Below are 21,234 nucleotides of genomic sequence, written 5' to 3'. Positions count from 1 at the left end.
GGTCGCCATTTCTGAAGGGAGTTCACGCTCATGCAAGAAGTACGCAGCATCCTGGTGGTACTCGACCCCGAACACGCCCATAGCCGTGCGCTGACCCGGGCCAAACTGATCGCCGGTGCCACGGGCGCACGTCTGCATCTGCTGATGTGCGACAAAAAGCAGGACCACAGCGCCTTGCTCAGCCTGCTGGCCAGCCAGCTGCATGACGATGGCTTCGACAACGTGACCCATGAGCAGGCCTGGCACGACACCCTGCACGAATCGATCATCGATGTGCAGCAGGCCGAGGGCTGCGACCTGGTGATCAAGGAACATCGCCCGGACAACCCGCTGAAAAAGGCACTGCTCACCCCCACCGACTGGAAACTGCTGCGCCAGTGCCCCTGCGCGGTATTGATGGTCAAGCACGAACGGCCCTGGACCGGCGGCGTGATCCTCGCAGCAGTCGATGTCGGCAACCATGATGAAGCGCACCGCCTGCTGCACAAGAACATCATCGACCACGGCTATGAGATCGCCAACCTGGCCAAGGGCAATCTGCACGTCATCAGCGCCCATCCTTCACCGATGCTGTCGGCGGCCGACCCGGTGTACCAACTGAAGGAAACCATCGAGCAGCGCTACCGTGAGGAATGCAGCGCCTTCCAGGCCGAATTCGATATCAAGGATGATCGCCTGCATGTGGCCGAAGGGCCGGCGGATGTGTTGATCCCCTACACCGCCAAGAAATACGAGGCGGTGGTGACGGTGATCGGTACCGTGGCGCGCACCGGGATTTCCGGGGCACTGATCGGCAACACCGCCGAGGTGGTACTCGATTCGCTTGAGAGTGATGTACTGGTGCTCAAGAGCGAGGAGGCGCGCGTACACCTGACCGAGCTGGCACAGGGCTGACTTCCCGGCGGACCTTCACGACCTCATCGCTGCCAAGCAAGCTCCCACAAGCACCCCAGGCACCAACCCTGTGGGCGCTGGCTTGCCAGCGATGCTCTTGAACTCACCCCAAGGCATCCTTCAGAAAGCCCGGCGCGATGTAGCGCTGATAATGCGCTTCCGACAGCAGGAAAAATTCCCGATCAATGGCATCGCGCAACTGCGGCAATTCCCAGTCGCGAAACTCCGGCAACAACACCATGCCATAGGCTTCAAGGTCGCGTATGACCCGCGCGCCACGGGCGATCAGCTGGTAGGCCCAGCAGTATTCGGACTGGTGCGGCACGAAGCGGATCTTGCGCTGCTCCAGTTGCAGGCGCAGGCGCGTGGCATCAAAGACCTCAAGTTTGGCGACCATGACCTGCACCAGCAATTGCTCGAGGCGCAGCCAGACCGCACGCTTTTCGTCGTCGTTGTAGCCGTTCCAGTTGATCACTTCATGATGAAAACGCTTGCAGCCGCGACACACCAGATCCCCGTAAACCGTGGAACAGAGGCCGACACAAGGCGTTTTAATTGACTGATTGGACATGAAAAAGACAACAGCTTGGCGGTGGAACAGGCCGACATGTTAGCCCTTTGTCTAACGGGGGTCACTCGTTAAAGTCCTACAGCGCGCCTTACCTTTATCCAGTTTTTACCGTAGAATCACCCGGCCTTTTTAAGGCGCCAAATGTCCGTTGGAAGCTGTTTTCAAAGCGTCACGAGCACAGTTCATCCGGTAGAACGGCGTTGGCCCGGGATATTCGCCTGTCGCATATCCCGCGCCAGCCCTCATCAGCCTCCGTTCTACAGGCGTAAAACTTTGAAAGCAGCTTCTGTGAGGATTTCCTGCAACCCTGGCTACGCGGCCCAAGAAGCCGTATTGCGCACGGGTGCTGGACTTTCTGGATGAGCGTCCCGGACACCCATTTGGGACCACTGATGAGGGTAATAACTGTGCTTGAAGCCTACCGCAAACACATCGAAGAGCGTGCCGCCCAGGGTATCGTGCCCCAGCCGCTTAACGCCGAACAAACCGCAGGCCTGGTCGAGCTGCTGAAGAACCCCCCTTCTGGCGAAGAAGCCGTCCTCGTCGACCTGATCACCAATCGCGTTCCACCAGGAGTGGACGAAGCCGCCTACGTCAAGGCTGGTTTCCTCTCTGCTATCGCCAAGGGCGAAGCCACCTCCCCGCTGATCAACAAGCAACGCGCCGTTGAGCTGCTGGGCACCATGCAGGGCGGCTACAACATCGCCACCCTGGTCGAGCTGCTGGATGACGCAGCACTGGCCGCCGTCGCCGCCGAACAACTCAAGCACACCCTGCTGATGTTCGATGCGTTCCACGACGTCGCCGAAAAAGCCAAGGCGGGCAATGCCCACGCCAAGGCTGTGCTGGACTCCTGGGCCGCCGGCGAGTGGTTCACCAGCAAGCCTGCGATCGCTGAAAAATACAGCCTGACCGTCTTCAAGGTCCCTGGCGAAACCAACACCGACGACCTGTCCCCTGCCCCGGACGCCTGGTCGCGCCCAGACATCCCGCTGCACGCCCTGGCCATGCTGAAAATGGCCCGTGACGGCATCGTGCCTGAGCAACAAGGCGCCATCGGCCCGCTCAAGCAGATCGAAGAAGTCAAAGCCAAAGGCTTCCCGGTTGCCTACGTCGGTGACGTGGTCGGTACCGGCTCCTCGCGTAAATCCGCCACCAACTCGGTGCTGTGGTTCTTCGGCGACGACATCCCGTACGTACCGAACAAGCGCGCCGGTGGCTTCTGCTTCGGCTCGAAAATCGCCCCGATCTTCTACAACACCATGGAAGACGCCGGCGCTCTGCCAATCGAGTTCGACGTATCGAACCTGAACATGGGCGACGTCATCGACGTCTACCCACACGCCGGCAAAGTCTGCAAGCACGGTACCGACGAAGTCATCACCACCTTCGAACTGAAGACCCCGGTGCTGCTGGACGAAGTCCGCGCTGGTGGCCGTATCCCGCTGATCGTTGGCCGTGGCCTGACCGACAAGGCTCGCACCGAGCTGGGCCTGCCGGTTTCCGATCTGTTCCAGAAGCCTGAGCAGCCTGTCGACACCGGGAAAGGCTATACCCTGGCGCAAAAAATGGTCGGCAAGGCCTGCGGCGTGACTGGCGTTCGTCCAGGCACCTACTGCGAGCCGAAGATGACCACCGTCGGCTCCCAGGACACCACTGGCCCGATGACCCGTGACGAACTGAAGGACCTGGCGTGCCTGGGCTTCTCTGCTGACCTGGTCATGCAGTCGTTCTGCCACACCGCGGCCTATCCAAAGCCGATCGACGTCAACACCCACCACACCCTGCCGGATTTCATCCGCACCCGTGGCGGCGTGTCCCTGCGTCCAGGCGACGGCATCATCCACAGCTGGCTGAACCGCATGCTGCTGCCTGACACCGTCGGTACCGGTGGTGACTCGCACACCCGTTTCCCGATCGGTATCTCGTTCCCGGCCGGTTCCGGCCTGGTCGCCTTCGCCGCTGCCACCGGCGTCATGCCGCTGGACATGCCGGAGTCGGTACTGGTTCGCTTCAAGGGCAAGCTGCAACCAGGCATCACCCTGCGTGACCTGGTACACGCCATCCCTTACTACGGCATCAAGAACGGCCTGCTGACCGTTGAGAAGAAGGGCAAGATCAACGCCTTCTCCGGCCGCATCCTGGAAATCGAAGGCCTGGACGAGCTGACTGTCGAGCAAGCGTTCGAACTGTCCGACGCCTCGGCCGAGCGTTCCGCTGCCGGTTGCACCATCAAGCTGCCAGAAAAGGCAGTGGCCGAGTACCTGAAGTCGAACATCACCCTGCTGCGCTGGATGATCAGCGAAGGTTACGGCGATGCCCGCACCATGGAGCGTCGTGCCCAAGCGATGGAAGCCTGGCTGGCCAATCCGGTTCTGCTGGAAGCCGACAAGGACGCCGAATACGCCGAGATCATCGAGATCGACCTGGCCGACATCAACGAGCCTGTGCTCTGCGCCCCGAACGACCCGGACGACGCCCGCCTGCTGTCCACCGTTCAAGGCGAGAAGATCGACGAAGTGTTCATTGGCTCGTGCATGACCAACATCGGTCACTTCCGTGCTGCCGGCAAGCTGCTGGAGAAGGTCAAGGGCTCGATTCCAACTCGCCTGTGGCTGTCGCCTCCAACCAAGATGGACGCACACCAGCTCACCGAAGAAGGCTACTACGGCATCTACGGCAAAGCTGGCGCGCGCATGGAAATGCCGGGCTGCTCGCTGTGCATGGGTAACCAGGCACGTGTAGCGGCGAACTCGACCGTAGTGTCGACTTCGACCCGTAATTTCCCGAACCGTCTGGGTGATGGTGCCAACGTGTACCTGGCCTCTGCCGAACTGGCTGCCGTTGCCTCGATCCTGGGCAAACTGCCGACCGTCGAAGAGTACATGGAATACGCGAAGAACATCGACAGCATGGCTGCCGACGTCTACCGCTACCTGAGCTTCGACCAGATCGCCGAGTTCCGTGAAGCTGCTGCGAACGCCAACATCCCGGTCGTTCAAGCGTAAGCTGACTTAGCGTAAAAAAACCCCGCCAATCGGCGGGGTTTTTTATTGGCTTCAGCTCAACCTGCAGGAGCGGGCTTGCCCCGCGCTACTATGCGACTGGCTCACCGCTATCGCGGGGTCGCACCGCCGCGCCTACAGATCAGATTACGAACAAGTCGACGAACCGGTGTACCGCTGTCGCTTCAAGCGCCGCCTGGTCCTTGCACAATGCAAAGATCTCACCCACCCGCTGCCCGGCAAAGCGTGTGGCAAGGTTGGCCTTGAACTTTTCTTCGAGCAACGGAACCCCCTCGGCGCGACGCCGGCGGTGGCCAATCGGGTACTCCACCACCACCTGCTCGGTACTCGATCCATCGCTGAAGAACACCTGCAGCGCATTGGCAATCGAGCGTTTGTCGGCCTCCAGGTATTCACGGGTAAATCGCGGGTTCTCGACGATCTCCATTTTTTCGCGCAACCGATCGATGATCGGGTGGGCGGCATGGAATTCATCCTCGTACTGCTCGGCCACCAGGTGGCCAAAAATCAACGGCACGGCGGTCATGTACTGAATGCAGTGGTCGCGGTCAGCCGCGTTGGCCAGCTTGCCGACCTTGGAGATGATGCGGATCGCCGACTCGTGGGTGGTGATGACGATCCGCTCTATCTCATGCAAGCGGTTACGCACCTGTGGATGCAATGCCACCGCTGCTTCACAGGCAGTCTGGGCATGGAACTCGGCGGGGAAGCTGATCTTGAACAGCACGTTTTCCATCACGTAGCTGGCAAACGGCTGGGAGAAACTGAACGAGCGCTTGCCTTCGGGCTTGAGCGCCAGGTCCTTGTTGGTATGGCTGAACAGCACATCGTAGAAACCCCACTGCGGCGCAGTGAGCACACCGGGCACCCCCATCTCGCCACGCAAGGCGATATCGGCCAGGCGCACGCCACGACTGGAGGCATCTCCCGCCGCCCAGGACTTGCGCGAGCCGGCATTGGGCGCATGACGGTAGGTACGCAAGGCCTGGCCATCCACGAACGCATGGGAAAGCGCCGACAGGAGCTGTTCGCGATTGGCGCCCATGAGCTTGGCGCACACCGCCGTGGAAGCCACCTTGACCAGCAGCACGTGGTCGAGGCCGACGCGGTTGAAGGCGTTCTCCAGGGCAATCACGCCCTGGATCTCGTGGGCCATGACCATGGCTTCGAGCACCACACGCATGCTCAAGGGCGCTTCGCCATTGGCCACGCGCTTTTGTGAAAGGTGGTCGGCCACCGCGAGAATGCCGCCGAGGTTGTCCGACGGGTGCCCCCATTCGGCGGCCAGCCAGGTGTCGTTGTAATCGAGCCAACGCACGATGCTGCCAATGTCCCAGGCCGCCTTGACCGGGTCCAACCGGTAACTGGTGCCCGGCACGCGTGCGCCATGGGGCACTACCGTGCCCTCCACCAGCGGCCCCAGATGCTTGGTGCATTCGGGGAAGCGCAGCGCCAGCAGGCCGCAGCCCAGGGTATCCATCAGGCAGTTGCGCGCCGTGTCCAGCGCCTCCCCGGATTCGACGGTGTAGGTGAGGACATAGTCAGCGATGTCCTGCAGCACCCGGTCGTAGTCGGGACGGTTGTTCAGATCAACGTTGGCACTCATTTCACATCTCTCTGTTGGGTAAACAGGGAGCCAGGCGCCGCTAACGGTTAGAAGGCATCACCGGGTACACGCACCCAGCCCTCCATCAGTATGCGAGCACTGCGGCTCATGATTGCTTTGGTTACAGTCCATTCACCGTTCACCTGGCGAGCCTCGGCGCCAACACGCAAGGTGCCCGACGGGTGCCCGAAACGTACGGCGCTGCGCTCGCCTCCGCCGGCCGCCAGGTTCACCAGGGTGCCCGGCACGGCGGCAGCGGTACCGATGGCAACAGCAGCGGTGCCCATCATGGCGTGGTGCAACTTGCCCATCGACAGCGCCCGTACCAATAGATCAACGTCACTGGCGGCCACGGTTTTGCCGCTGGACGACTGATAGGCTACAGGCGGCGAGACGAACGCAACTTTGGGGGTGTGCTGGCGCTTGACAGCTTCGTCTACGTGGGTGATCAGGCCCATGCGCACGGCACCGTGGGCACGGATGGCTTCAAAACGGGCCAGTGCCTGCGGGTCGCTGTTGATCGCGTCCTGCAGTTCCGTGCCGGTGTAGCCGATGGCTTCGGCCTGGATGAAGATGGTCGGGATGCCGGCGTTGATCAGGGTCGCCTTGAGGGTGCCGACACCGGGCACTTCCAGGTCGTCGATCAGGTTGCCGGTGGGGAACATCGAACCGCCCTCGCCGTCTTCGTCGGCGGCCGGGTCCATGAACTCCAGTTGCACTTCAGCGGCCGGGAAGGTCACGCCGTCCAGCTCGAAATCACCGGTCTCCTGCACTTCACCGTTGGTGATCGGAACGTGGGCGATGATGGTCTTGCCGATGTTGGCCTGCCAGATACGCACGGTGGCGGTGCCGTTCTGCGGCACGCGACTGCCGTCGACCAGACCGGCGCTGATGGCGAAGGAGCCGACCGCCGCCGAGAGATTGCCGCAGTTGCCGCTCCAGTCGACAAAGGCCTTGTCGATCGACACCTGGCCGAACAGGTAGTCGACGTCATGTTCGGGCTTGCTGCTGCGCGAGAGGATCACGGTCTTGCTGGTGCTGGAAGTAGCACCGCCCATGCCGTCGATCTGCTTGCCGTAGGGATCGGGGCTGCCGATCACGCGCAACAGCAGCGCGTCACGGGCGACGCCAGGAACCTGGGCGCGCTCGGGCAGGTCTTGCAGGCGGAAGAACACGCCTTTGCTGGTGCCGCCACGGATGTAGGTGGCGGGGATTTTTACTTGGGGTACGTGAGCCATGTCTGGGGTCCTGAGTGCGCTGTGGAATCGCGGGGCATGCCCGCGCCTACAGGGAGCGGGCTTGCCTCTCGACAATGCCCTGCCTTAAACGGTCGCCGATTCGAGGAAGTCCTGGGCAAAGCGCTGCAGCACGCCGCCGGCTTCATAGATCGACACTTCTTCGGCGGTATCCAGGCGGCAGGTGACCGGCACTTCAAGACGCTCGCCGCTACGACGGGTGATCACCAGGGTCAGGGTCGCCCGCGGGGTGCGTTCACCGACCACGTCGTAGGTTTCGGTACCGTCGATGTCCAGGGTCTTGCGGTTGACGCCCGCCTTGAACTCCAGCGGCAACACGCCCATACCCACCAGGTTGGTACGGTGGATGCGCTCGAAGCCTTCGGCGACGATGGCCTCGACACCCGCCAGACGCACGCCCTTGGCTGCCCAGTCGCGGGACGAGCCCTGACCGTAGTCGGCACCGGCAACAATGATCAGCGGCTGCTTGCGGTGCATGTAGGTCTCAATGGCTTCCCACATGCGCGTGACCTTGCCTTCCGGCTCGATCCGCGCCAACGACCCCTGCTTGACCTTGCCGTCTTCGCGAACCATTTCGTTGAACAGTTTCGGGTTGGCGAAGGTGGCGCGCTGGGCAGTCAGGTGGTCACCACGGTGGGTGGCGTAGGAGTTGAAGTCCTCTTCCGGCAGGCCCATTTTCGCCAGGTACTCGCCGGCAGCGCTGTCGAGCATGATGGCGTTGGACGGCGACAGGTGATCGGTGGTGATGTTGTCCGGCAGCACGGCCAACGGACGCATGCCCTTGAGCGTACGCTCACCGGCCAGTGCGCCCTCCCAGTACGGCGGACGGCGGATGTAGGTGCTCATCTCGCGCCAGTCGTACAACGGCGGCACCTTGGGACCGGTGTCTTCCTCGATGGTGAACATCGGGATGTAGACCTGGCGGAACTGCTCCGGCTTGACCGCTGCCTTGACCACCGCGTCGATCTCTTCGTCGCTCGGCCAGATATCCTTGAGGCGGATTTCCTTGCCGCCGACCACGCCCAGCACATCCTTCTCGATGTCGAAGCGGATGGTGCCGGCAATGGCATAGGCCACGACCAGGGGCGGAGAAGCCAGGAACGCCTGCTTGGCATACGGATGGATACGGCCGTCGAAGTTGCGGTTGCCCGAGAGTACGGCGGTGGCGTACAGGTCGCGGTCGATGATTTCTTGCTGGATGACAGGGTCCAGCGCACCGGACATGCCGTTGCAAGTGGTGCAGGCAAAGGCCACGATGCCGAAACCGAGCTGCTCCAGCTCATCGTCCAGGCCTGCTTCTTTGAGGTACAGGGCAACGGTCTTGGAGCCTGGTGCCAGCGACGATTTCACCCAGGGCTTGCGGGCCAGACCCAACTTGTTGGCATTGCGCGCCAACAGGCCTGCCGCGATCACGTTGCGCGGGTTGCTGGTGTTGGTGCAGCTGGTGATGGCGGCGATGATCACGGCGCCATCGGGCATCTGCCCCGGCACGTCTTCCCACTGACCGGCGATGCCTTTGCTGGCCAGGTCGCTGGTGGCGACGCGGGCGTGCGGGTTGGACGGGCCGGCCATGTTGCGCACAACGCTGGACAGGTCGAAGCGCAGCACGCGCTCGTACTCGGCATCGGCCAGGCTGTCGGACCACAGGCCGGCGATCTTGGCGTAGGTTTCCACCAGCTTGACCTGATCGTCTTCACGGCCGGTGAGCTTGAGGTAGTCGATGGTCTGCTGGTCGATGGAGAACATCGCAGCGGTGGCACCGTATTCCGGAGCCATGTTGGAGATCGTGGCGCGGTCACCCAGGGTCAGGGCGCGGGCGCCTTCGCCGTAGAACTCGAGGTAGGCACCCACGACCTTTTCCTTGCGCAGGAACTCGGTCAGGGCCAGTACCACGTCGGTTGCGGTGATGCCCGGCTGCGGCTTGCCCGACAGCTCGACGCCGACGATTTCAGGCAGGCGCATCCAGGACGCCCGACCGAGCATGACGTTCTCGGCTTCCAGGCCGCCCACACCAATGGCGATCACGCCCAGCGCATCGACATGCGGGGTATGGCTGTCGGTGCCTACGCAGGTATCGGGATAAGCAACGCCACGTTCGGCGTGGATTACCGGAGACATCTTCTCCAGGTTGATCTGGTGCATGATGCCGTTGCCAGGCTGGATCACGTCGACGTTCTTGAACGCCTTCTTGGTCCAGTTGATGAAGTGGAAGCGGTCTTCATTGCGACGGTCCTCAATGGCGCGGTTCTTCTCGAACGCCTGCGGGTCGAAACCACCGCATTCCACGGCCAGGGAGTGGTCGACGATCAACTGCACCGGTACCACCGGGTTGACCTGGGCCGGGTCACCGCCCTTGTCGGCGATGGCGTCGCGCAGGCCGGCCAGGTCCACCAGGGCGGTCTGGCCAAGAATGTCGTGGCAGACCACACGGGCCGGGAACCAGGGGAAGTCCAGGTCGCGCTTGCGCTCGATCAGTTGGCTCAGCGAGTCGTTGAGGCTGGCCGGGGCACAACGGCGCACCAGGTTTTCAGCCAGTACGCGCGAGGTATAGGGGAGACGGTCATAGGCGCCGGGCTTGATGGCATCGACGGCCGCACGGGCGTCGAAATAATCCAGGCCAGTGCCCGGCAGGTTCTTGCGAAATTCAGTATTCATGGCACAGGGACTCAATCACGGTAGGGTCGGGAGGCAATCCGGCCACCCCCTCCTTGCTGTTGTGGGTGCAGGCTTGCCCTGCGATAGCGATCTATCGATGACATCGCTTCGCGGGGCAAGCCCGCTCCTACCCGCAGGAGGGAGCGTCAGCCGTTTGCTCAGCGTTGTTCGATTGGCACGAACTTGCGCTGCTCAACGCCGGTGTACTCGGCGCTCGGGCGAATGATGCGGTTGTTGGCACGCTGCTCGAACACATGCGCCGCCCAGCCGGTCAGGCGCGAGCAGACGAAGATCGGGGTGAACAGCTTGGTCGGGATGCCCATGAAGTGGTACGCCGAGGCATGGTAGAAGTCGGCGTTGGGGAACAGCTTCTTCTGCTCCCACATGGTCTTGTCGATGGCTTCGGACACCGGGTACAGCACGGTGTCGCCCACCTCGTCAGCGAGCTTTTTCGACCAGCCCTTGATGACTTCGTTACGCGGGTCGGACTCTTTGTAGATGGCGTGGCCAAAGCCCATGATCTTGTCTTTGCGCTCAAGCATGCCCAGGGTGCCGTTGATGGCTTCCTGCGGGGTCTTGAACAGCTCGATCATTTCCATGGCCGCTTCGTTGGCGCCGCCGTGCAGCGGACCGCGCAGCGAACCGATGGCGGCGGTGATGCACGAGTACAGGTCCGACAGGGTCGAGGCACACACGCGGGCGGTGAAGGTCGAGGCGTTGAACTCATGCTCTGCGTAGAGGATCAGCGATACGTTCATCACCTTGACGTGCAGCTCGCTCGGCTTCTTGCCGTGCAACAGGTGCAGGAAGTGGCCGCCGATGGTGTCTTCGTCGCTGGTGCAGTCGATGCGCACACCATGGTGGCTGAAGCGGTACCAGTAGCACATGATCGCCGGGAACAGTGCCAGCAGGCGGTCGGTCTTCTCGTGCTGGAGGTCGAAGCTCAGCTCTGGCTCCAGGGTGCCGAGCACCGAGCAACCGGTACGCATCACGTCCATCGGGTGGGCGGTGACCGGAATGCGTTCGAGCACTTCTTTCAGTGCTTGCGGCAGGTCGCGCAGCGTCTTGAGCTTGCCCTTGTACTCGGCCAACTGGGCCGCGCCGGGCAGTTCACCGTAGAGCAGCAGGTAGGCGACTTCTTCAAACTCGGCATGCTCGGCCAGTTCACGAACGTCGTAGCCACGGTAGGTCAGACCGGCTCCGGCCTGGCCTACGGTCGACAGTGCGGTTTGCCCGGCCACTTGACCACGCAGGCCGGCACCACTGAGTACTTTTGCTTCGGCCATTGTTTTTCTCCACTCTTGAATTTGTTATTGGATATCTGGCTAATCGCGGGGCAAGCCCGCTCCTACAGGTTCGAGACGTTCAACCCTTCTTCTGGGCGAACAGCGCGTCGAGGCTTTGCTCGAACGCGTGGTAGTTGATGGCGTCGTACAGTTCCATGCGAGTCTGCATGGTGTCGATGACGTTTTTCTGCGTGCCGTCGCGGCGCAGCGCGGTATAGACGTTCTCGGCAGCCTTGTTCATGGCGCGGAACGCCGACAGCGGGTACAGCACCAGCGAGACATCGACCGAGGCCAGCTCCTGGGTGGTGTACAGCGGCGTGGCACCGAATTCGGTAATGTTGGCCAGGATCGGCGCCTTCACGCGGTCGGCGAAGGTCTTGTACATGGCAAGTTCGGTGATCGCTTCCGGGAAGACCATGTCGGCACCGGCCTCGATGCACGCCGCAGCGCGATCCAGGGCCGCTTCCAGGCCTTCGACGGCCAGGGCATCGGTACGCGCCATGATCACGAAGCTGTCATCGGTACGCGCATCGACCGCAGCCTTGATGCGGTCGACCATCTCCTGCTGGGACACGATCTCTTTATTGGGACGGTGGCCGCAGCGCTTGGCGCCAACCTGGTCTTCGATGTGGATCGCCGCTGCGCCGAACTTGATCATCGACTTGACGGTACGGGCCACGTTGAACGCCGAGGAGCCAAAGCCGGTGTCGACATCCACCAGCAGCGGCAGGTCGCAGACATCGGTGATGCGGCGCACGTCGGTGAGCACGTCATCCAGGCCGGTGATGCCCAGGTCAGGCAGGCCCAGGGAGCCGGCAGCTACACCGCCACCCGACAGGTAGATGGCCTTGAAACCGGCACGCTTGGCCAGCAGCGCGTGGTTGGCATTGATCGCACCGACCACTTGCAACGGGTGTTCGGCGGCGACGGCATCGCGAAAACGCTGGCCGGGACTGCTTTTCTGACTCATGACTCACCTCGTGGGCTGGAAGCGTCCAGGTAGTGACGCTCGATGTTGCGTTTGGATGCGCCGATATGCCGGCGCATCAAGAGCTCGGCCAGTTCACCGTCACGGTCGGCGATGGCATCGAGAATCCGGTGGTGTTCGGCAAACGCCTGGCGCGGCCGATTGGGGGTGGCGGAAAACTGGATGCGGTACATGCGCACCAACTGATACAGCTCGCCACAGAGCATCTGCACCAGGGTGCGGTTACCGCTGCCCTGGATGATCCGGTAATGAAAGTCGTAGTCGCCTTCCTGCTGGTAGTAGCCAAGGCCTGCCTGGAAGGTGGCGTCACGCTCATGGGTATCGAGCACCCGTCGCAGCTCATCGATCTCGGCTACGCTCATACGCTCGGCAGCCAGGCGACAGGCCATGCCTTCAAGGGACTCACGAATTTCGTAGAGCTCGATCAGTTCGGCATGGTTGAGCGACACCACCCGCGCCCCGACATGCGGGATGCGCACCAGCAGGCGCTGGCCTTCAAGACGGTGGATGGCTTCGCGCAGCGGCCCACGGCTGATGCCGTAGGTGCGCGCCAGCTCAGGCTCGGAGATCTTGCTGCCCGGGGCGATCTCGCCCTTGACGATGGCGGCCTGGATACGCCGGAAGACGTTTTCAGAGAGGGTTTCCGAATCCTCTGCTACTGCGCCGGGGGCTTGGGCTGTGTCCAGCATATTGTCGACACCTCGTAAATCAATGAGGCCAAAACTAGCCAAATCGACAGCAAGAGTCAAAGACAAAATAAACATTGTCGACAATCGTCTAAGAACGAACTTCACTGTCCCCGGCGTTGTCTGAGTGCAGCCGCTGGCGCCAGCACACCAGCGTGATAGAATGCCGCGCCTCACACGAGGCATGAATAGTGTGCCTGTCATCAATTTGTGTTGCTGACAGATGAACGAGGAAGCTTGCGCAATACTGCCAGTGGCCTTGACCCGAACATCGCACAGCACCGCGCCAGGATTTATGAGACTTACGCCCCTCCCACTGTTGTTCAGCCTGTTCTTCCTGCCTGCCCTGAGCCAGGCCGCGGAAAAGACCGTGTACGGCCTTAATGAATATGCCCGCCTTGCCGATATCGACCTGGAGGTTGCCGCCAAGCTCGATACCGGGGCCAAGACCGCCTCGCTCAGCGCCCGCGACATCAAGCGCTTCAAGCGCAACGGCGAGTCCTGGGTGCGCTTCTACCTGGCAATTGACGCCGCCCACGCGCATCCGATAGAACGACCCCTGGCCCGCGTCAGCAAGATCAAGCGCCGCGCCGGCGATTACAACCCCGACGAAGGCAAGGCCTACACCGCCCGTCCAGTGATTGAAATGAACATCTGCATGGGGACGGCCAAACGCGTCATCGAAGTGAACCTCACCGACCGCAGCGCGTTCCAGTACCCGCTGCTGATCGGCTCGGAGGCACTCAAACACTTCGATGCACTGGTCGACCCAAGCCTTAAATACGCGGCCGGCAAACCTGCCTGCGCCCCTGACGCTCACACCGCAGAGTAATCCCGATGCGCTCTCTTACCCTTCATCTGAAAGTCCTGATCACCGTACTGGTGCTACTGGGCATCATTGTCACGGCCTATCAGATCTTCTTCCTCGGCATCCCGGTGACCGAAGACGAAACCGACGACCTGTGGAACATCGATGCCAAGGTCGAGTTCGTCGCCAACCCCAAGGACCCGGTCAAGGTACAGATGTTCGTGCCACCGCTGAGCCGTGACTATGTCAGCCTCAACGAGAGCTTCATCTCCAACAACTACGGGGTGAGCGTCAACCGCGTCGACGGCAACCGCAAGGTCACCTGGTCGGCCCGTCGCGCCAGCGGCAACCAGACCCTGTACTACCGCCTGGTCCTGACCAAGCGCTACAGCACCGAAAAAGCCAAGATCAAGGGCCCGACCTTCCGCGACAGCCTCGCTGTCGAAGGCCCGGAGAAGATCGCCGCCGAAGCCCTGATGGCGCCGATCCGCCAGCACTCGGCCGACGTCGAGACCTTTGTCAGCGAGACCATCAAGCGGGTCAACAACCTCAACGACGACAACGTCAAGCTGCTGCTGGCCGGCGACACCTCGTCGCTGAACAAGGCCAAGGTCATCGACCTGCTGCTGTCCATTGCCCACGTGCCGGTTGAGAAGGTCCACACCATCCGCCTGGTCGCCGACCAGCCGCAAACCCCTGAGCTGTGGCTGCGCAGCTTCAACGGCACCGACTGGCTGTACTTCAACCCGGATACCGGCGAGCAAGGCCTGCCGACCGACCGCCTGCTGTGGTGGACCGGTGACGACAACCTGATCACCGTCGATGGCGGCAAGAAAGCCAACGTCAGCTTCAGCCTCAACAACAGCGAGATGAACGCCATCCGCCTGGCCAAGCTGACCGACGAGAACACCGACGCCGACTTCCTCGAATACTCGCTCTACGGCCTGCCCCTGCAAACCCAGCAGACCTTCATGATCATGGTAATGATCCCGATTGGCGTGCTGGTGATCCTGGTGCTGCGCAACCTGATCGGCATCCAGACCCTGGGCACCTTTACCCCGGTACTGATCGCCCTGGCCTTCCGTGAAACCCAGCTGGGCTTCGGTATCATCCTGTTCACGGTGATCACCGCACTTGGCCTGTCGCTACGCTCCTACCTCGAACACCTCAAGCTGCAGATGCTGCCGCGCCTGTCGGTGGTCCTGACCTTCGTGGTGGTGCTGATTGCCGCCATCAGCCTGTTCAGCCACAAGCTGGGCCTCGAGCGTGGGCTGTCGGTCGCACTGTTCCCGATGGTGATCCTGACCATGACTATCGAACGCCTGTCGATCACCTGGGAAGAACGTGGTGGTGGCCATGCAATGAAAGTCGCCATCGGCACCCTGTTCGCTGCCTCCCTGGCTCACCTGCTGATGAGCGTGCCGGAGCTGGTGTACTTTGTGTTCACCTTCCCGGCGGTACTGCTGATTCTGGTCGGCTTCATGCTGGCGATGGGTCGCTATCGCGGCTACCGCCTGACGGAGCTGGTGCGCTTCAAGGCTTTCGTGAAGGCTGACGCCTGATGATCGGACTCTGGAAAACATGGAAAGCCCTGGAGGCCCGGGGCATCATGGGTATCAACCGGCGCAATGCGGACTACGTCCTCAAGTACAACAAGCGCAACTTGTACCCGATCGTCGATGACAAGATCATCACCAAGGAACGCGCCATCAAGGCCGGCATCCATGTGCCGGAAATGTACGGGATCATCTCCACCGAGAAAGAGATCGACAAACTCGGCGAGATCATCGGCGGGCGCAACGACTTCGTCGTCAAGCCTGCCCAGGGCGCCGGCGGCGACGGCATCCTGGTGGTGGCCGATCGCTTCGAGGACCGCTACCGCACGGTCTCGGGCAAGATCATCAGCCACGAAGAAATCGAGCACCAGATCTCCAGCATCCTCACCGGCCTGTACTCCCTGGGCGGTCACCGCGACCGCGCCTTGATCGAGTACCGGGTCACCCCCGACCAGATCTTCAAGAGCATCAGCTACGAAGGTGTGCCGGACATCCGCATCATCGTGCTGATGGGCTACCCGGTGATGGCCATGCTGCGCTTGCCAACCCGCCAGTCCGGCGGCAAGGCCAACCTGCACCAGGGCGCCATCGGCGTCGGTGTAGACCTGGCCACCGGCCTGACCCTGCGCGGCACCTGGCTGAACAACATCATCAGCAAGCACCCAGACACCACCAACGCGGTGGACGGCGTGCAACTGCCGAACTGGGACGGCTTCATGAAGCTTGCGGCCGGCTGCTACGAGCTGTGCGGCCTGGGCTACATCGGTGTCGACATGGTCCTGGACCAGGACAAGGGCCCGTTGATCCTCGAGCTCAACGCCCGTCCCGGCCTGAACATCCAGATTGCCAACGATTGCGGCCTGACCAAGCGTACCCACGCCATCGAGGCTCACCTGGAGCAACTGGCCAAGGACGGCAAACAGGAGACCGCCGAGGAGCGCGTGCGCTTCGCCCAGGCGCTGTTCGGTCACGTACCCTCCACCTGATGCAAACACCTTGTTCGCGTCAGCCCACAGCGGCTGACGTGGGCCAGGCGCTCAAGGTCGCAGTCAGCCCTAGGCGCATGTCCTGCACAGGACTACAATCGCCTCCCCGCATTCATAGCTGTTCACTTGCATGCCGACCTGTACGCTCCATCCCCTGCCCTACCTCGCCGACCCTGCAGACTACTTTGCGCGCATCCGCAAGGCACCCGGCGCCGTGCTGCTCGACAGCGCCCGCCCGAGCGCCGAACGCGGCCGCTACGACCTGCTCAGTGCCTGGCCGGTGCAAAGCCTGGTGCCCGAGGCCGGGGAACGCGGTGAGGCCTACCTGCAGCGCCTGCGCGCGAGCCTCGAGCACCTGGGCCGCGCCGAACTACCCGAGACCGTCGAACTACCCTTTGCCGGCGGCTTGATCGGCTATCTGAGCTACGACTTCGGCCGTCGGCTTGAGCAATTGCCCGAGATTGCCGTCGACGACCTGGGCTTGGAAGACGCACACCTTGGCCTTTACGCCTGGGCACTGATCAGCGATCACAAGCGCACGCAGAGCCAGTTGGTGTTTCACCCAAGCCTGGCCGAGGCCGAGCGCCAGCGCCTGATTGCACTGTTTGAAGGCCCGGCGACGAACGAGCAAGCGCACTTTTCCCTGCAGGCGCCGATGCGCGGTGACATCAGCGCCGAGGACTATCGCCAGGCGTTCGACCGGGTGCAGCAGTACATCCATGCCGGCGACTGCTACCAGATCAACCTCACCCAGCGCTTTCGAGCCCCCTGCCAGGGCGATCCGTGGCATGCCTACCAGGCCCTGCGCCAGGCTTGCCCGACGCCTTATTCGGGCTTCCAGCTGCTGGCCGACGGCAGCGCCCTGTTGAGCTTCTCGCCGGAGCGTTTTATCCAGGTCAGTGCAGGCCAGGTGGAAACCCGGCCGATCAAGGGCACCCGGCCACGCAGCGCCGATACCGCAGAGGATGTCCGCAATGGCGCCGAACTGCTGGCCAGCAAAAAGGATCGCGCCGAGAACCTGATGATTGTCGACCTGCTGCGCAACGACCTGGGTCGCACCTGCGAGATCGGCTCGGTAAAAGTGCCGGAGCTGTTCAGCCTGGAGAGTTACCCCAATGTCCATCACCTGGTCAGCAGCGTCACTGGCCGGCTGGCCGCCGACAAGGACGCTCTGGACCTGATCGCCGGCAGCTTCCCCGGCGGCTCGATCACCGGCGCACCGAAAATTCGCGCCATGCAGATCATCGACGAACTGGAGCCCAGCCGTCGGGCGCTGTACTGCGGCTCGTTGCTGTATGTGGACGTGCGTGGCGAGATGGACAGCTCCATCGCCATTCGCAGTTTGCTGGTCAAAAATGGGCAGGTGTACTGCTGGGGCGGGGGGGCGGTGGTGGCCGACTCGGACTGGCAGGCGGAGTATGAAGAGTCGATTACCAAGGTGAAGGTGTTGCTCAGGACGTTGCAGTGGCTTTGAACGCATCGCGGGGCAAGCCCGCTCCTACTGGAGCCAGCTTGCCCCGCGAAAGGCCGCTACAAATTCAACGACCGGTTGGACGCCTTGATGAACTCTTTCTTCAACGCCTCGAAGTCATGCACCGCTGGAAACTGCGGGAACTCACGAATCACGTTCTCTGGCGCATGGAACAGGATCCCCGCATCGGCCTCGCCCAGCATGGTGGTGTCGTTGTACGAGTCACCAGCGGCAATTACCCGGTAGTACAGGCTCTTGAAGGCCAGCACCGACTGGCGCTTGGGGTCTTTCTGGCGCAGTTGGTAGCCCGTCACCCGATCGGTCTCGTCGGTGATCAGCCGATGACACAGCAAGGTCGGGAAACCCAGCTGGCGCATCAGCGGCTGGGAGAATTCGTAGAAGGTGTCGGAGAGGATCACCACCTGGAAGCGCTCGCGCAGCCAGTCGACGAATTCAATGGCGCCGTCGAGCGGCTTGAGCGTGGCGATGACCGCCTGGATGTCGGACAACTTCAGACCGTGCTCATCCAGAATACGCAGGCGCTGCTTCATCAGCACGTCGTAGTCGGGAATATCGCGGGTGGTGGCCCGTAGCGATTCGATTCCGGTTTTTTCCGCGAAGGCGATCCAGATTTCAGGGACCAATACGCCTTCCAGGTCGAGACAGGCAATTTCCACAGCACACTCCTCGAACAACGCCAAAAATGGGAAGCCGCACTCTACATGCGAGGCGTCTGCCCGGGCAATTTTTGTTAAGATCGGCACATTACGAGCGCCAAGCGCCATTCAATGACCGGAAGCCGCCTGATGAGCCAACCCTTCGACGTCGCCGCCCTGGCCGCGACCTATGCCAACAAGTCCCCGCAAGACATCCTCAAGCTCGCCTTCGAGCACTTTGGCGATGACCTGTGGATCTCTTTCAGCGGCGCCGAAGACGTGGTGCTGGTCGACATGGCCTGGAAGCTGAACAAGAACGTCAAGGTGTTCAGCCTCGACACCGGGCGCCTGCACCCGGAGACCTACCGCTTCATTGACCAGGTGCGCGAGCATTACAACCTGCCGATCGAGATCCTTTCCCCCGACCGCAGCAAGCTCGACCCCTTCGTCAAGGAGAAGGGCTTGTTCAGTTTCTACAAGGACGGCCACGGTGAATGCTGCGGCATTCGCAAGATAGAACCACTGCGACGCAAACTGAGCACTGTCAGCGCCTGGGCCACCGGCCAGCGCCGCGACCAGAGCCCGGGTACCCGCAGCCAGGTGGCCGCGCTGGAAATCGACGGCGCGTTTTCCACGCCCGAGCGCACACTGTACAAGTTCAACCCGCTGGCACAGATGAGCAGCGAGGAAGTCTGGGGCTACATCCGCATGCTCGAGCTACCGTACAACAGCCTGCACGAGCGCGGTTTCATCAGCATCGGCTGCGAGCCGTGCACCCGGCCAGTACTGCCGAACCAGCACGAACGTGAAGGCCGCTGGTGGTGGGAGGAATCGACCCAGAAGGAATGCGGGCTGCACGCCGGCAACCTGATCAGCAAGGGCTGATCGCCAGGCGCACAAAAACCGGCTTCGGCCGGTTTTTTAATGCCTGCGCAAAAGTGACTTGCGTGGAAACCCATGTGTATCGCTACACCAATACACATGGACGCCATGACCCTGCACATCGAGCCCAGCGCCCGCGATCCAATCTATCGCTAGATCGTCCAGATCACCCGTCTGATCAGCGCGGGCATTAAAAAACCGGCGCCAGGGCCGGTTCTTTTGTGGCAGCGATACTGTATCAGTGTACCGGCAGCTCGACGCCTTCGAACAACTCTTCAAGCTCTTGCTTGTTGTGGCACTGGATGGCCTTGGCCATCACCTCGCGGGTCAGGTGCGGGGCGAACTTCTCGATGAAGTCGCACATGAAGCCGCGCAAGAAGGTGCCGCGACGGAAACCGATCTTGGTCACGCTGGACTCGAACAGTTCGCTGGCATCGAGCACTACCAGGTCGCTGTCGAGCTTGGGATCGACGGCCATCTTGGCGACGATGCCGACACCCAGCCCCAGGCGTACATACGTCTTGATGACGTCGGCGTCGGCGGCGGTGAATACCACCTTCGGGGTCAGGCCGCGGTGGCTGAACGCTTCGTCAAGCTTGGAGCGACCGGTGAAACCGAACACATAGGTCACGATCGGGTACTCGGCCAGGGCTTCGAGGCTGAGCTTGGGCAACTTGGTCAGCGGGTGACCCTGGGGTACGACCACACAGCGGTTCCAGCGGTAGCACGGCATCATCACCAGGTCGCCGAACAGCTCCAGGGCTTCGGTGGCAATGGCAAAGTCGACGGTGCCATCAGCGGCCATTTCGGCGATCTGCATGGGCGAACCCTGATGCATGTGCAAGGCTACTTCCGGGTACTGCTTGATGAAGCTGCTGATCACCGGCGGCAGGGCGTAGCGCGCTTGGGTGTGGGTGGTAGCGATCGATAGGGTGCCCTTTTTCTCGTTGGAGAATTCCTGGGCAATCTGCTTGATGCTTTCGACTTTGCGCAGGATCTCGCCAGCCGTGGTGATGATACGTTCACCGGCCGGGGTCACGCGGGTCAGGTGCTTGCCGCTACGGGCGAAAACTTCAACGCCCAGCTCGTCCTCGAGCAGGCGGATCTGCTTACTGATGCCCGGCTGAGACGTATACAGGCTCTGCGCTGTCGCGGAGACGTTGAGGTCGTGGTGCGCCACTTCCCAGATGTAGCGCAATTGTTGAAGCTTCATAGGTATCCCTCAAATCTGCTGGGGCGTCACCGGCAGCAGCGACGATTTATAACTATATTAGTGGTTTGAAGAATAAATCTAGAACTATTTTGGCAGTCTAGTACTAATCCGCTTACAACGCCCCCTCAGGCCTTCCTACGCCCCAGGTGCTGCGCCAGAGGCACCATATAAACCGGTACTGGCGACAGTTGCAGCAGGCGCACCGCAGTACGGCCAATGGGAATATCGACACCCGCCCCCTGGCTGTGGCTGCCGAAGATCAGCAGGTCGACACTCAGGCGCTGGGCCTGCTCCAGAATCACCTGGGCCGGATCGCCTTGGCGTACGCGCACAGCTTTGATCAGAGCCAGATCGGCCTCCTCCCCCAATTCGTCACGAAAGTTTTCCAGCACCCGCTGCTCGATGTTGGCCATGACACTGTTGACACCCTGGCTGTGCAATTCATCGAGGGTGCGTTCGTCTAGGTAGCTTTGCAGCAGCGACTCGGCGAACTGCCCCATGGGTTCGACAGCGTGAATCACGTAGAGCTCTGCGTTGAAAGTTCGCGCCAGCGCCAGCGCGTGTTGCATGACAAAAGGCGCGTATACACCGAGGTCGGTGGCATAGAGCATGGAACGGATCATACGACCTCCTGAACTGCCGCCTGGGCAGAGCAAGCTTCAGCTTAGCAGCGCCCGGACAACGCGCCGTTCCG

17 protein-coding genes are annotated in these 21,234 nt (G+C 61.8%); 7 read left to right on the top strand and 10 right to left on the bottom strand.

Annotated elements, in window-relative coordinates; all coding sequences use genetic code 11:
* Positions 1 to 30: 30 nt before the first annotated feature.
* A complete protein-coding gene (locus H621_RS0100270; RefSeq protein WP_028941452.1) occupies positions 31 to 894 on the top strand; it encodes a universal stress protein in 864 nt (287 codons plus the stop codon).
* A 103-nt stretch (positions 895 to 997) separates the two neighbouring features.
* Here H621_RS0100270 and H621_RS0100265 read toward each other — a convergent pair whose 3' ends face one another.
* A complete protein-coding gene (locus H621_RS0100265) occupies positions 998 to 1,465 on the bottom strand; it encodes a DUF1289 domain-containing protein (protein WP_028941451.1) in 468 nt (155 codons plus the stop codon).
* A gap of 407 nt (positions 1,466 to 1,872) precedes the next feature.
* On the opposite strand from H621_RS0100265, the gene acnB reads away from it, so the two are divergent.
* A complete protein-coding gene (gene acnB / locus H621_RS0100260; protein WP_028941450.1) occupies positions 1,873 to 4,473 on the top strand; it encodes a bifunctional aconitate hydratase 2/2-methylisocitrate dehydratase in 2,601 nt (866 codons plus the stop codon).
* Between the two features lie 139 nt (positions 4,474 to 4,612).
* On the opposite strand, the gene prpD is transcribed toward acnB, so the two are convergent.
* From prpD to H621_RS0100230, 6 genes are all read right to left on the bottom strand, one after another.
* Positions 4,613 to 6,097: a 2-methylcitrate dehydratase gene (prpD, locus tag H621_RS0100255; RefSeq protein ID WP_028941449.1), complete on the bottom strand. Its 1,485-nt coding sequence runs from the start codon at positions 6,095 to 6,097 to the stop codon at positions 4,613 to 4,615.
* 47 nt (positions 6,098 to 6,144) lie between these two features.
* On the bottom strand, positions 6,145 to 7,335 hold the full coding sequence (prpF, locus tag H621_RS0100250) for a 2-methylaconitate cis-trans isomerase PrpF (protein WP_028941448.1): 1,191 nt from the start codon (positions 7,333 to 7,335) through the stop codon (positions 6,145 to 6,147).
* A gap of 84 nt (positions 7,336 to 7,419) precedes the next feature.
* Complete coding sequence (acnD, locus tag H621_RS0100245) at positions 7,420 to 10,008, bottom strand: Fe/S-dependent 2-methylisocitrate dehydratase AcnD (protein WP_028941447.1); 2,589 nt, start codon at positions 10,006 to 10,008, stop codon at positions 7,420 to 7,422.
* Between the two features lie 158 nt (positions 10,009 to 10,166).
* Positions 10,167 to 11,294 carry a bifunctional 2-methylcitrate synthase/citrate synthase gene (gene prpC / locus H621_RS0100240; protein WP_028941446.1) on the bottom strand — a complete coding sequence of 376 codons (1,128 nt, stop codon included), beginning with the start codon at positions 11,292 to 11,294 and terminating at the stop codon, positions 10,167 to 10,169.
* Positions 11,295 to 11,373: 79 nt separating this feature from the next.
* Positions 11,374 to 12,264 (bottom strand): methylisocitrate lyase, encoded by an 891-nt coding sequence (gene prpB / locus H621_RS0100235; RefSeq protein ID WP_028941445.1) that lies wholly within the window; start codon positions 12,262 to 12,264, stop codon positions 11,374 to 11,376.
* On the bottom strand, positions 12,261 to 12,971 hold the full coding sequence (locus H621_RS0100230) for a GntR family transcriptional regulator (RefSeq protein ID WP_028941444.1): 711 nt from the start codon (positions 12,969 to 12,971) through the stop codon (positions 12,261 to 12,263). Before H621_RS0100230 ends, prpB begins: the two co-directional genes overlap by 4 nt.
* A 292-nt stretch (positions 12,972 to 13,263) precedes the next feature.
* On the opposite strand from H621_RS0100230, the gene rloA reads away from it, so the two are divergent.
* The 4 genes from rloA to pabB all read left to right on the top strand — a co-directional run bounded on the left by rloA (position 13,264) and on the right by pabB (position 17,792).
* The gene (gene rloA, locus H621_RS0100225) at positions 13,264 to 13,800 is read left to right on the top strand and encodes a retropepsin-like aspartic peptidase RloA (RefSeq protein WP_028941443.1); all 537 of its coding nucleotides are present in this window, start codon (positions 13,264 to 13,266) and stop codon (positions 13,798 to 13,800) included.
* A gap of 5 nt (positions 13,801 to 13,805) precedes the next feature.
* Positions 13,806 to 15,338, top strand: a complete 1,533-nt coding sequence (rloB, locus tag H621_RS0100220; protein ID WP_028941442.1) for an osmotic stress tolerance membrane protein RloB — start codon at positions 13,806 to 13,808, stop codon at positions 15,336 to 15,338.
* 2 nt (positions 15,339 to 15,340) lie between these two features.
* Positions 15,341 to 16,318, top strand: a complete 978-nt coding sequence (locus H621_RS0100215) for an alpha-L-glutamate ligase-like protein (RefSeq protein WP_167332091.1) — start codon at positions 15,341 to 15,343, stop codon at positions 16,316 to 16,318.
* Between the two features lie 130 nt (positions 16,319 to 16,448).
* On the top strand, positions 16,449 to 17,792 hold the full coding sequence (pabB, locus tag H621_RS0100210; RefSeq protein ID WP_028941440.1) for an aminodeoxychorismate synthase component I: 1,344 nt from the start codon (positions 16,449 to 16,451) through the stop codon (positions 17,790 to 17,792).
* 56 nt (positions 17,793 to 17,848) lie between these two features.
* Here the strand turns inward: pabB and thrH are convergent, their stop codons facing one another.
* Positions 17,849 to 18,466: a bifunctional phosphoserine phosphatase/homoserine phosphotransferase ThrH gene (gene thrH / locus H621_RS0100205; RefSeq protein WP_028941439.1), complete on the bottom strand. Its 618-nt coding sequence runs from the start codon at positions 18,464 to 18,466 to the stop codon at positions 17,849 to 17,851.
* A gap of 129 nt (positions 18,467 to 18,595) precedes the next feature.
* Between thrH and H621_RS0100200 the strand changes: the two genes are divergently transcribed.
* Positions 18,596 to 19,330 (top strand): phosphoadenylyl-sulfate reductase, encoded by a 735-nt coding sequence (locus tag H621_RS0100200; protein ID WP_028941438.1) that lies wholly within the window; start codon positions 18,596 to 18,598, stop codon positions 19,328 to 19,330.
* A 235-nt stretch (positions 19,331 to 19,565) separates the two neighbouring features.
* Here the strand turns inward: H621_RS0100200 and cysB are convergent, their stop codons facing one another.
* Both cysB and H621_RS0100190 read right to left on the bottom strand, forming a co-directional pair.
* On the bottom strand, positions 19,566 to 20,540 hold the full coding sequence (cysB, locus tag H621_RS0100195; RefSeq protein ID WP_028941437.1) for an HTH-type transcriptional regulator CysB: 975 nt from the start codon (positions 20,538 to 20,540) through the stop codon (positions 19,566 to 19,568).
* 125 nt (positions 20,541 to 20,665) lie between these two features.
* Positions 20,666 to 21,163, bottom strand: a complete 498-nt coding sequence (locus H621_RS0100190; RefSeq protein WP_028941436.1) for a universal stress protein — start codon at positions 21,161 to 21,163, stop codon at positions 20,666 to 20,668.
* Between the last annotated feature and the right edge of the window lie 71 nt (positions 21,164 to 21,234).

This window comes from Pseudomonas vranovensis DSM 16006, from assembly GCF_000425805.1.
GTDB lineage: Bacteria > Pseudomonadota > Gammaproteobacteria > Pseudomonadales > Pseudomonadaceae > Aquipseudomonas > Aquipseudomonas vranovensis.
Note: the sequence above shows the minus strand (reverse complement) of the source record. Positions and strands in the feature narration are given on the sequence as shown.